We start from the raw sequence: 12650 nt of genomic DNA, 5'->3' as shown, positions 1-12650 counted from the left end.
GGAGCGCCCATGCTGTCACTGATCCAAATTCTGCTGCTGATCCTGGACATCGTCTGGTTCATCATCCTCGCCCATGTGATTATGAGCTGGCTGATCAACTTTCAGGTACTCAATTTGCACCAGCAACTGGTGGCACAAATCTGGTACGGCCTGAACCGCATCCTAGAGCCCATCTATGGCCCCATTCGCCGCATCCTGCCCAATATGGGCGGTCTGGATCTGACACCTCTGGTCGTGCTGATCGGTGTTTATGCACTGCGGATCGTCCTGATCAACAATGCGGTCTATTTCTACTGACCTCTTGTTCAGAGATTCTTAGTATGTGATGGTCCTGCATAAGAGCAGATAGACCTTAAAACAGGGCCACCCCGCACATGTTCGACTCCGCGCCTTTGCTGCGAGATGTCTTTGGATTCGACGACTTCCGCCCTGGGCAGGAGGAAATCGTTGATGCCGTGACAACGGGTGAGAACGTGCTGGCCATCATGCCAACCGGAGGCGGGAAATCCCTGTGCTTTCAGCTTCCTGCGCTGTTGCGCGACGGGGTAACGGTGGTGATCTCTCCGCTAATCGCGCTGATGCGTGATCAGGTCCGTGGATTGCAGGAGGCCGGTGTTGAGGCTGGCGCGCTAACTTCTGGCAATACCCCCGAGGAAACCGATGCGGTGTGGGAGGCATTGGAAGCCGGGCGGCTCAAGCTGCTTTATATGGCGCCCGAGCGTCTGGCCGCCGGGTCTGCGCTCGGGATGCTGCGCCGGATTAATGTCAGCCTGATCGCGGTGGACGAGGCGCATTGCGTCAGCCAATGGGGTCACGATTTCCGCCCGGATTACTTACGGATCGGAGAACTGCGTCGTGCGTTGAACGTACCGCTCGCTGCTTTTACAGCGACCGCAGACGCGGAAACACAGGATGAGATTGTTCAGAAGCTGTTTGACGGCAGTGAACCACGCAAATTTCTGCGCGGTTTCGATCGGCCCAACATCCATCTGGCATTCACCGCCAAGGACGGGCCGCGCAAACAGGTCCTCGATTTTGCTGCCGCCCGCAAGGGCCAATCCGGCATCGTCTATTGCGGCACACGCAACAAGACTGAGGTGCTGGCCAAGGCTCTGTGTTCCGAAGGGCATTCGGCCTGCCACTACCACGGCGGAATGGAGGCAGACGACCGTCGCATCGTTGAGACTCGTTTCGCACGCGAGGATGGTCTGATCGTGGTCGCCACCGTCGCTTTTGGAATGGGCATCGACAAGCCGGACATCCGCTGGGTCGCCCATGCGGACCTACCCAAATCCATCGAGGCCTATTATCAGGAAATCGGACGCGCCGGGCGCGATGGCGGCCCGGCCGAAACCCTGACCATGTTTGGACCTGACGACATCCGCCTGCGCCGATCACAGATCGACGAAGGGCTGGCCCCGCCTGAGCGGCGTATGGCAGATCATGCCCGGCTCAACGCGTTGCTGGGGTTAGCCGAGGCTCTGAAATGTCGTCGCCAGACTTTGCTGGGGTATTTTGGTGAGCAGGCTGACCCATGTGGCAAATGCGATCTTTGCGACAGCCCGCCTGAAATATTCGATGGCACAACACCGGTCCGCATGGCCCTGTCTGCCATCCTGCGCACCGAAGAATGGTTCGGCGCGGGGCATCTGATCGATATCCTGCTTGCCAATGAGACCGACAAAATCCGCGCCCGGCGACATGACACCCTGTCGACCTATGGCATTGGCAAGGACTGGTCGCGCCCACAATGGCAGGCGATTTTTCGGCAGATGATGGGCCATGATCTGGTCCGTCCCGACCCCGAGCGTCACGGGGCCCTGCGCATGACTGAATCCGCCAAACCCATCCTCAAGGGCGAAGCGCATATCAATCTGCGCAAGGATACGATCCGTAAAGCCACCCGACGACCCGCAGTCAAAGCGATGGTGTCCGAGGAGGATGCGCCACTGCTTTCGGCGCTCAAGGCCAAGCGTCGCGCACTGGCCGAGGCAGCGCGGGTTCCGGCTTATGTCATCTTTCCTGATCGCACCCTGATCGAGATGGCTGAAACCCGACCTGCGAATTTGGACGATATGGCACGGGTCAGCGGCGTCGGGGCCAAGAAACTGGAACGCTATGGCGCCACCTTCCTTGAGGTCCTGACCGGCGCGGTGGAAGAGCTGCATCCGGCGCGGCGCAAGCTTGCAGGCCGCAATCAGGGCGACATCTACGATCAGTTGCTCGAGGTTCAGTCACAATTGTCGCGTGGCCCTGACGGGATCGACAAACCGCTGAGCTGTACGGCCTCGCAACTGGCCAAGGTGGCGCAACTGCGCCCAGATGACCCGCGGGCGATGGAACAGGTTCTGGGCGACCGTCGTCACGAAAGATTTGGGGCGGCGTTTCTGGACGTGCTGCAACAGGCGGGCTAGATACCCAACGACAGGCAAGAAACGAGGGCGGATATGCTGGTAGTGATTTCCCCGGCCAAACGGCTGGATTGGGCAGAACGAGACGTGGCGGTCACGCAGCCCGATTTTCAGGACGACGCAATCCGCCTGTCAAAAACCGCACGCAATCTGACACTGGGCGATCTGAAGAAACTTATGGATCTGAGCGATGATCTGGCTCGTCTGAATCGCGACAGGTATCGTGTATTCTCAGACGCACCCGAGGCGGAAAACACGCGCCCCGCCGCGCTGGCTTTTGCTGGTGATACTTATCAGGGGCTCGAAGCGGCGTCGCTGGATACGGACGAAATGGCCTGGGCACAGGATCACCTGCGCATCTTATCCGGCCTATACGGCGTACTGCGCCCGCTGGATGCCATACAGGCCTATCGGCTTGAGATGGGCAGCAAGCTGAAAACCCGGCGCGGCAAGAACCTCTATGAATACTGGCGCGATCAGCTGAGCAAGGCGCTGAACGCGCAAGCGTCCGATATCGGGAGCAAGGTTCTGGTGAATTGTGCAAGTCAGGAGTATTTTGGTGCGGTTGATCTGAATGCTCTTAAGCTTCCGGTCGTGACCCCGGTTTTTATGGAGGACAAGGGCGGCACCCCCAAGATTGTCAGCTTTTTTGCCAAGAAAGCGCGCGGCGCGATGGCGCGCTACATTATCCAGCACCAACTGACTGATCCGCGCAGCCTATTGGAATTCGACAGTGGCGGGTATGAATACCAAGCCGACCTTTCAGAGGACAACAAGCCTGTCTTTGTGCGCCCTTATCAGGCCCGATCAAGCATCGAAGGGTCGTAGGCCACCATCTCGACCGTGTTTCCCTCGGGGTCTTGGGTAAAGATTCCACGCCAGCCGATCCAGCCGAAGCGTTCAACACGATAGGGCTGACTGATCCGGTCATACCAGCGCATGACCGCCTCTTGCTCGGCAAATGGCAAAGACAAGGCAATATGGTGCAAGGCCGATGCCCTGCCGGTAACCGGGTTTTCCTCGCCGGTCGGACCCGATCCCGAGCCTGGTGCGGCCATATCAGCGAAGAGCGCAAGTACCTGCGTATGGCCGCCAACCCCCTCGGCAATCCGAAAGAACGTAATGGCGCTGTTGTAGCCGCCGTGCATCCGCTGCAATCCGATGACTGTCTCGTAGAATTGCACCATCGCATCCATATCGGCGCAGCGTATTGCAATCTCACCCAATCCTCGGGGGCGAAACCCTCGGTCTTCTGACATGGTTCGATCCTATTCGACCCCTTCTGCGTCCGCACTGACCGGCTGAGCCTCAGCGGGGCGGTGGTCCAGTATCATCTGGTGGATCAACTTTTTATGCAATGGCTTGGTCAGGTAATGATCCAGTCCCGCCGCCAGAATGCCCTGATCATCCCCCGACATCGCATGAGCTGTCAGCGCCACGATGGGAACATGGCGATCGGTTCCGATTTCGCGCCGTCGAATTTCCCCGGTTGCTTCCTTACCATCCATTTTGGGCATCGAGATATCCATGAAAATCAGGTCTGGTTCAAAATCGGGAAATATTTCAATCGCTTCCATCCCGTTAGAGACGAATCTCAGATCAATAGTTAAATCCTTGGTCATTTTCTTGAGGATCAACTGATTGGTACGATTGTCCTCAGCGGCGAGGACACGCATCAGTCTCTGATCCGGGCAAATTTGCGCATCAGGTATGGACTCAGCGCTGCGCTCATCCTTGCGGTCAGGCTTGAACACGGGCGCATCCAACGCCATCAGACGGGAATACAGCTCAGCCCGCGGGATGGGCTTTTGCAGCACGCCATCAATCAGGTGATGGGCCGGATCAGCATGAATCACACCGGGGTTGGCGGACATCACTACAATTGGCAGATCGGCCCATCCCTTATCGCGCAGCGTGGTGGCAAGTTCCAACCCGTCCATATCCGGCAGGTCGTGATCACACAGGACCAGATCAATGGTGCCGTCCACAGCGGACAGCGCCTCGGCCCCCGTCGCGCAGGTCAATGCCCGCGACCCAAGCCGACCCAGCTGTTTGGTCAGGATGGCGCGGTTCACCGCCATATCCTCGACGATCAGAACATGCCCCAGTTGTCCTGCCAGATCAGGAGGGACAGGCTGCGGTCCCTCTGCGGTGGGCAATGAGATACGGAAACCAAAGCATGACCCCCTTTCCGATTCACTTTCGACCCAGACGGTTCCGCCCATCATGGTGATCAGACGTCTGGTGATCGCCAATCCAAGCCCGGTGCCTTCGAACTGGCGGTTCTGGGCATCTTCGACCTGATTGAACTCGCCGAAAATGTGAGGAACCTTGTCCGGCTCAATGCCGATGCCGGTATCCTCGATCGCCACGTGGATATCACAGCTTTTCGTACCGGTGTCGGGCACACCGGTCACCCGGATCAATACATGGCCCTGCGCGGTGAACTTTACGGCATTGCCCACCAGATTGGTCAGAACCTGACGAATCCGCCCCGGATCGCCTACAAAGAGCGTCGGCAGAAACAGGTCATAATCCACCAGCAGGGTCAGCCCCTTGTCGCGAACACTGGGTTGCAGCAGCATCGCCACTTCAAGAATGCAACGCTCCAGGTCGAACTGTTCGGGGTGCAGCGTAAGTTTGTCGGCCTCGATCTTGGAATAGTCCAGAACATCGTTGATGATGACCAGCAAAGCTTCACCCGAATTGCGAATTGTGCTGATATAGAGCCTTTGTTCCTCATTCAGAGGCGTTTCGGTCAGCAGTTCAGTCATACCCACGATTCCATTCATCGGGGTGCGGATCTCATGGCTCATATTGGCCAGAAACGCGGATTTGGCACGGTTTGCGGCTTCGGCGCGTTCGCGCGCGGCGTTCAGTTCAGCCTCATGCCGGACCGAGGCGGTGATGTTCAGCGCAAGGCTCAGGACATCTCCGCCATGACCCCTCTGGTCGATCAAGCGAATATACTGACCGTTCCACAGCTGGATCACCACCGGTTCCGGATGCGACTGCTCCCAGCGACACAACATGCTGGCCTTCCAGTCCTCGGCCGAATCCGGTCCGATATCCACGATGCCCTCGCATGTGAGAATTTCCAGAAGGCGCGGATAGGTGATGCCGGGGGCAACCTCATCCAGCCCGTCAAACACGCTTAAATAGGCGGCATTGGCACCGACCAGCGTGTTGTAGCAATCAAAAAAAGCAAACCCGTCCGGGATCGTCTGGATTGAGTGCCATAGGCGGCGTTCGGCCACTTCGATCTTGGCATTAGCCACGGTCAGGTCGGATTTGACCTTCTCGTTTTCATCGCGAACTGTCGCAACCTCGGCCTGAGTCTCGTCGATTCGGCGTGTCAACGCGATGGCATGGCGGCCCAGTTTACGGTTGGCATCAGAAAGCTCAGCCTGTTTCAGATGCAACAGTCGCTCGGCAGCCAGACGTGCCCGCCGTTCCTGTGCCAGTTTTTCTGCAAGGCTCATCAATTTAGTTCCCGCGATGCTTTACCCACAGCATCACCAGAGAGCATGAAAAAGTGCTTAAACCGTGCTAATGCCGCCCCTCGCGCAGCCATCCGGCCAGAAGGAAACCGCCGGCAAGCAGCAAAACCAGCCAGGGTGGCAGCAGCCCGGCTTGTGTGACATCGCGGGTTTCATAGGCGTTGCGTGGGGTCAGGCCGATCCACCCCCGACCCGCAGCCGGTCGACCCGCACGGACGTTCCTGACTGAGGGCAGGCCCTCTTCTACACGGATCGTACCGCCGCGCAGACTGGCCAGTACCGGGTTCAGGATCTCATCGGTCGCGATAGTGCGCTCGAATTCCCTGGGCGCCGCCGGGCCAAGGCCGATCACGGCGGAATGCTCGCCCTCTTGCAAACGATAGAGACCAATCTCGCGACCAAAGTATTGCGCTTCGAACCGGCCGGGGGAGACTTCGTTCAGCGTGATGTCCAGAACCTCACCGTTGGGTCGGGTCACGGTCACGGGACCGACTTTATCCTCAAGCGTCTGGCGAATGATCCGCATGGATTGGCCGTTCGCCTCAGCCCACAGCGCCTCTTCTTCAAGCTCGGGTTCTTTCATCATCCAATGGGCCAGCCTGCGCAGCAGTTCCAGTTGCGGGCCACCACCCTCGAATCCACGGCTCCACAACCAGGCGTGATCAGAGGCCAGCATTGCTACACGCCCCTCACCCACGCGGTCCAAAACCAGCAGCGGGCGGTCATCTACCCCTGTCATGAGCATTTCACCCGATAATTGACTTACGTCAATTTGGCGCAGCCACGCGCCCCAGGTTTCTGAATCGCCCAAATCAGTTGTCACCGGGTGACGCTGACCCATATCTGTGACCATCGGAACAAAGCGTTCCTCATAAACCCGCGCACTGGGTTTTGCGGGCAGAACCGGCCCCAGTGGAGATCGGAACAGGCTGTCAGCCGTGGCGAAATCGGGGCCAGCGGCGACCAGAACGGCGCCGCCATTGACGATATAGTCGCCGACATTGTCCAGATAGATCGCGGGCAGGATGCCGCGTCGCTTATACCGGTCAAAGATGATCAGGTCGAAATCATTGATCTTTTCCAGAAACAACTCGCGCGTTGGGAAGGCTATCAGCGAGAGTTCATCAACAGGCACACCATCCTGCTTTTCCGGTGGCCGCAGGATGGTGAAATGGACCAGATCGACCGAACTGTCAGATTTCAGCAGGTTGCGCCAAGTGCGCCCGCCCGGATGCGGTTCGCCTGAAACCAGCAGGACGCGAAGGCGATCACGTACACCGTTCATCTGGATCAACGCAGTGTTGTTGCGATCGGTCAGTTCACCGTCAGCTTGCGGAACTGAGAACTGGATGACGTTTCGCCCGCCATGCGGCAAGGTGATCGGAAACTCAACGTCCAGACCGATTGGAATGGTGAATTGCTCGGGCGCACCCCCGTCGACCGAAATCTCGAGCGGCGCATTTGAAACACCGGCAGGCGCAGCCCCGGTATCCTCGACCCGTAAAGTAAGGGTCACAGGCTCTCCGATAATTGCAAATGCAGGCGCATTGCGCACGATCAGGCGGCGATCCCAATCGCCTTCGCGTCCAGTCTGTAGCAAATGCATAGGCGCGGGTAGATCGGGAGCTTGGTCTGCGTCGTGCACGATGCCGTCTGAAACCACGATGATGCCCGCAATCCGCGCACGGGGTTCTTCTGCAAGCGCCGCGTTCAGCGCGGACATGACCTGCGTGCCCTCATCGCCGTCGCTGTCACCAATCTGAATACGGCGCAGTTCTGTATTGTCTCGGGTCTCGATTTCAGTCGCAAGGTCGTTTGCGGCCTGAGCGGTCTGTTCGGCGCGATCCGACAGGGATTGGCTGGCGCTTTCATCCTCGATCATCAGCACGATATCGGTAAGCGGCGCGCGATCTTCGACTTGATAAACAGGACCGCTGAGTGCCGCAAGGACAACCAAAGCGGCCAACCCCCGCAGAGCCCAACCCGACAGCCCACGCCAAAGGGCCAGCACGACACCCGACAGGGCGACAAGCGCCACAGCGGCCAGAATGGGCCACGGGATCAGCGGATCAAAGATGACGGTTCCAGTCATTGTCCCAACCTGTCCAGTAGGGCGGGTACGTGGACCTGATCAGATTTGTAGTTTCCGGTCAGCACATGCATCACCAAGTTGACGCCAAAGCGATTAGCCAGCTCTCGTTGTCGCTCTCCGGCATAGCCGCGACCCACGGGCAGCAAAGACTGACCGTTGCGATCCACAGCCCAAGCTCCGGCCCAGTCATTGCCGCCGATCACCACGGGCGTAACGTTGTCGTTGAGGTTGCGGAACGGCATCCCCTCGATCTGCTCGGCATCCGGCGGCGCGGCCTCGACCCAGACCTCGGTACCGGAATAGCGGCCAGGGAAATCCTGCAACAGATAGAAAGCTCGGGTCAGAACGTGGTCGCGCGGAACAGGCTCTAACGAAGGGATATTCAGAGGCGCTGCCAGTTGCTGCAGCTTGCGCCCATTGGGGCTGGACGCTCCGAAACCGGCGATATCCGCGTCGCGCGTGTCAAATAGGATCATCCCACCTGACCGCAGATAGGCGTTGAGTTTGGCATAGGCCTCAGCCGAAGGTTGCGGTTGATCGGGTGTGATGGGCCAATAGAGCAGCGGGAAGAACGCGAGCTCATCGCGCTCGAGATCAACGCCTATGGGATCGGCGGGCTCTACCGATGTGCGGAAGTGCAGCGTCTGAACAAGGCCACGCAATCCGGCCAACGCGATGTCATCCACCTGCGCATTCCCGGTCAGAACATGGGCCAGCACCAGTTCATGCGTTGCGTTCAGGGCAAATTCAGTATCGTCAGGTGTCTGCGCCCGTGCATCAGGGGCAATCAGCAACGCAACCAGCATAAAGGCGATCGGTTGAACCTTGCCCAAACGGCCCGACAAAGCCAATGACGCGATGACATCGACCGTCAGCAGCAGCAGCGCGAGGGCCAATAAAAGACCCTCCAACGGTGTCTCGGTGCTAATCTCCTGCCCTCTGATCGGGACATCGGCTGGCCAGACCGCCGGAGATAGCACACTATCATCAGAGAGGACGTTGCGTGCCAGTTTCTGCTTACCGCTTTCATAGAGCCCCGGACGCAGGTTAGGTCCGATCTGGCCTGAAACCAGTTCGACTCCATCAACCCCTGCCAACGTACCGGCGTCAATCAGTGTGCCAAACCCATCCAATATCTGGACCGGCTCCCAGACGGTGCCTTGCATCTGCGCCTCCTGCCGCGATTTGGCGGCAGATGCGACGGCCAATCGGTCCAGCATTTCGACAAACAGCCCTGATAATGGAAGGGTGGACCATTCCGCATCGGCAGTCACATGAAACAGGACCACCTGCCCCAGACCCAGCGGTTTGCGTGTCACCAGAGGTGTGCCGTCAGACAGCGACGCAATCACCCGATCCGCCAAATTAGGGTCTGGTTGAGCCATCACTTGGGTTGCCACTGTCACATCCTCGGGGATCATCAGCCCATAGAACGGAGAGCTTTCGGAGAAGGGCGCAAGACCCTTGGCCTCACCCCAGCTCATCGCGCCACCGACAGATCGGCCACCGCTGCGCAGGCGCACGGGTAACAAGACATCTTCTGCATCTCGCCCCAGATCGCTGGCGGCCATGCGCGGGCCCGCAAATCGTAGCAGAAGGCCACCCTGTTCGACCCACTCGACGACCTCTGCCTGCTCGACCTCGGACAGTTTGGCCACATCCGCCAACACGATCACATCCGGGTTGGCGGGCAGGACTTCGGCCAGTCCGCCATCAACAAAATCGGCCGTCGGGACCAGTACCTGTGTCAGATAGTGGAGGGGCGACAACAGCTCTAACCCTTCGCGGTTCAGCGTGCCTGCAATCAGCGCCACTTCGCGACGCCGCAAACTGTCGTCTGTCAGCGTCACCGCCCCGGCCGAACGCTGGCCCTGAAGTTCAAACCGGGTGATACGCGCGCGCAGTTCCGAGGGCAGCGCAAGATCTATTTGCAACTGAGTAGAGCCGCTTTCGAACTCGAGATCGGTTGATTGCAACACCCGCATCGCGCCTGCCGGATCGCGGCCCTGCGCCAGAATGGTGACCGTCTCGGCCGGGCCTGGATTGGCGCGCAAAACGCTCAGCTGGATCGCTCCGTCCTGATAGGTGGCAGGCAGGATCGCCGTTGCCGGGGATGAAGACTGATATACCGTTACGTCCCCTCGCCCTTGCAGCGCAGTGACAAGCTGGTCGTGGCCATCATAGTCGAGGCGATCACTGAACCAATGCGTGTCAAATCCGCCTGCCGCCTGCTCCAGCGTTTCAAGGATCAGGTCGATTTGCGCCTCCGTTGGCTGCCATGGCATCGGGGTCAGGCCCGGCAGACGACTTCGCCAGGCCTCGGCTGCCTGAAACACAGGGGGCTCGGGCTCGGTCAGGCGCAGGATCGAAACGGGGCGACCGGCGCGACCGGCCTCGGTTAGTTGGGAATCGATCTGATCCAGCGTCGATGACCAGCGCGTCGCACCGGCCCAGCTGGCATCCAGCACCAGCAGCAGCGGACCAGATCCGGTTTCATCGCGCGAGGGGTTCAGCACCGGCCCTGCGAGCCCGATGATGATCGCCGCAGCCGCCAACATCCTGAGCAGCAACAGCCACCATGGTGTGCGATCCGAGACGCTTTCGTCGTCCTTTAGGCCCAGCAGCAACGTGACGGCAGGGAACAGGCGGCGGATCGGCGCAGGCGGGACCGCGCGCAGGATCAGCCACAGGATCGGCAGGGTCAGAAGACCCAACAGAACCCATGGTGCAGTAAAGCCGATGCCCGCCAGAACCGTCATTGCGCGCTCCCATCCAAGGCACGATAGAGCCATAATAGAGCCGATTGCGCGCTATCCCCGGTATGATGGAGGCCCATCTGCCAACCGGTCGCGCGGCAAAGCTGCGTCAGTGCATCCTTACGCTTTGCGAGGCGATCCAGATAGCGATCCCGCAGGTTTGCGGCTTTCAGTGTCTCATGCCGGGCGGTGCCCCCGACGCTTTCAAAGATAGTGCGTCCGGAATAGGGGAAGGATTCCTCACTTGGGTCCAGAACCTGCAGCAACACGCCGCGCACACCGCGGTCGGCGGCTTTGGTGAGGGCCAATTCGACCTCATCCAACGGGCCAAGGAAATCTGAAATAAACACGGCACGCGCATGTGGGATCATGGCGCGGTGTTCAGGTGGAGCATAGTCTGTCTGCGTATCCTCAGACCAAGCCTGCGCCAGCCTTATGATCTGTGCATTGCCCCTGCGCGGCGGCAAGGTGGTGCCGGTCAGGCCAACGCGTTCCCCGCCACGCACCAACAGGATGGCCGTCGACAAACCCAGCAGGCGTGCGCGGTCGGCTTTGGTCGGCAGATCCTTGCCCGAAGCAAACCGCATCGACGCGCCCTGATCGACCCAAAGCATGATCGACTGCGCAATCTGCCATTCCCGCTCGCGGACAAATTGTTGATCACCGCGCGCCGAGCGGCGGTGGTCAATCATCCGGCGACTGTCACCGATCTGCGCCGGGCGATATTGCCAGAAATCATCCCCCAGACCCGAGCGTCTGCGCCCGTGATCGCCCAGTAATACGGTTCCCGCCAACTGCTCGGCACGCGCCAACAGGGGCGGCAGCCGAGACGCCTCGGCCTCAGATCGTTCGCGTAGGGTCTGGGCGGCGTTCACGCCGCAGCCTCGGTCCGAACCAGACCAGCGGCTGTGAACTCGATCAGGTCAGACAGGCTGTCGCCCCGTGCCCGTGCCGCAAAGTTCAGCGCCATACGGTGGCTGAGAACCGGGCGGGCCATCTCCAGCACATCCTCGGCATTGGGGGCCAGCCGCCCCTGCAGCATCGCATTAGCCCGTACGGTCATCATCAACGCCTGCGCTGCCCGTGGGCCAGGGCCCCAGGCAACGGTTTCCTTCACCCGCTCAGACACGCCGGCCTCGTCCGGGCGGAAGGCACGGACCAGATCGAGGATCAGCTCCACCACCGATTCACCCACCGGCATCCTGCGCAATAAAACCTGCGCCGCCAGCAGCTCTTCCTTAGTGAAAATCTGATGCGCCTCATCTTCCTCGACGCCCGTAGTGGCCAGCAGGATATCGCGTTCGGTTTGACGGTCGGGGTATTCTACATCGACCTGTACCAGAAAACGGTCCAACTGAGCTTCGGGCAGCGAATAGGTGCCCTCTTGCTCAATCGGGTTTTGCGTCGCCAACACATGGAAGGGGACGCCCAGTTCGCGATCTTCACCTGCAACGGTCACTGTTCGCTCCTGCATCGCCTGCAGCAAAGCCGACTGGGTTCGGGGGCTGGCGCGGTTGATCTCATCCGCCATCAGCAACTCGCAGAAAATCGGACCGGGGATAAAGCGGAAATGGCGACTGCCATCCTCGGCGGTATCCAGAACCTCGGACCCCAAAATATCCGCAGGCATCAGATCGGGCGTGAACTGGATGCGGTTGCCATGCAGACCCATCACGGTCGAAAGCGTCTCGACCAATCGCGTTTTTCCAAGGCCCGGCAAACCGATCAACAACGCGTGACCACCACACAAAAGCGCGGTCAGGGTAAGATCCACGACCTTCTCCTGCCCGATAAAGCGGCGGGTGATCGAGGCTTTGGCCTCTTGCAGCTTGTTTTCCAGCGCTTCGATCTCGGACACGAGGTCGGCAGGTTCGGACATGAGGTTCCCTTC

9 protein-coding genes are annotated in these 12650 nt (G+C 59.6%); 3 read left to right on the top strand and 6 right to left on the bottom strand.

What is annotated here, in order from left to right:
• Window positions 1-9 precede the first annotated feature (9 nt).
• From BLU89_RS13020 to yaaA, 3 genes are all read left to right on the top strand, one after another.
• Window positions 10-297, top strand: a complete 288-nt coding sequence (locus tag BLU89_RS13020; RefSeq protein WP_039543000.1) for a YggT family protein — start codon at window positions 10-12, stop codon at window positions 295-297.
• A 77-nt stretch (window positions 298-374) separates the two neighbouring features.
• Window positions 375-2414: a DNA helicase RecQ gene (gene recQ / locus BLU89_RS13015; RefSeq protein WP_074737268.1), complete on the top strand. Its 2040-nt coding sequence runs from the start codon at window positions 375-377 to the stop codon at window positions 2412-2414.
• Between the two features lie 33 nt (window positions 2415-2447).
• On the top strand, window positions 2448-3239 hold the full coding sequence (gene yaaA / locus BLU89_RS13010; RefSeq protein ID WP_074737267.1) for a peroxide stress protein YaaA: 792 nt from the start codon (window positions 2448-2450) through the stop codon (window positions 3237-3239).
• Here the strand turns inward: yaaA and BLU89_RS13005 are convergent.
• The 6 genes from BLU89_RS13005 to BLU89_RS12980 all read right to left on the bottom strand — a co-directional run bounded on the left by BLU89_RS13005 (window position 3209) and on the right by BLU89_RS12980 (window position 12638).
• The gene (locus BLU89_RS13005) at window positions 3209-3670 is read right to left on the bottom strand and encodes a VOC family protein (RefSeq protein ID WP_074737266.1); all 462 of its coding nucleotides are present in this window, start codon (window positions 3668-3670) and stop codon (window positions 3209-3211) included. The genes yaaA and BLU89_RS13005 overlap by 31 nt on opposite strands.
• Window positions 3671-3679: 9 nt before the next feature.
• On the bottom strand, window positions 3680-5893 hold the full coding sequence (locus tag BLU89_RS13000) for a response regulator (protein WP_074737265.1): 2214 nt from the start codon (window positions 5891-5893) through the stop codon (window positions 3680-3682).
• Between the two features lie 67 nt (window positions 5894-5960).
• On the bottom strand, window positions 5961-8003 hold the full coding sequence (locus BLU89_RS12995; RefSeq protein ID WP_074737264.1) for a hypothetical protein: 2043 nt from the start codon (window positions 8001-8003) through the stop codon (window positions 5961-5963).
• Window positions 8000-10762 (bottom strand): DUF4159 domain-containing protein, encoded by a 2763-nt coding sequence (locus BLU89_RS12990; protein WP_074737263.1) that lies wholly within the window; start codon window positions 10760-10762, stop codon window positions 8000-8002. Before BLU89_RS12990 ends, BLU89_RS12995 begins: the two co-directional genes overlap by 4 nt.
• Window positions 10759-11634, bottom strand: coding sequence for a DUF58 domain-containing protein (locus BLU89_RS12985; protein ID WP_074737262.1), 876 nt, complete (start codon window positions 11632-11634; stop codon window positions 10759-10761). The genes BLU89_RS12990 and BLU89_RS12985 overlap by 4 nt, the downstream gene beginning before the upstream one ends.
• Window positions 11631-12638, bottom strand: coding sequence for an AAA family ATPase (locus tag BLU89_RS12980; RefSeq protein WP_074737261.1), 1008 nt, complete (start codon window positions 12636-12638; stop codon window positions 11631-11633). Before BLU89_RS12980 ends, BLU89_RS12985 begins: the two co-directional genes overlap by 4 nt.
• Between the last annotated feature and the right edge of the window lie 12 nt (window positions 12639-12650).

Source organism: Ruegeria halocynthiae (assembly GCF_900106805.1).
In the GTDB taxonomy this organism is placed as follows: domain Bacteria; phylum Pseudomonadota; class Alphaproteobacteria; order Rhodobacterales; family Rhodobacteraceae; genus Ruegeria; species Ruegeria halocynthiae.
The sequence above is the reverse complement of the archived record's forward strand: the minus strand, read 5'-3'. Positions and strand labels throughout refer to the sequence as shown.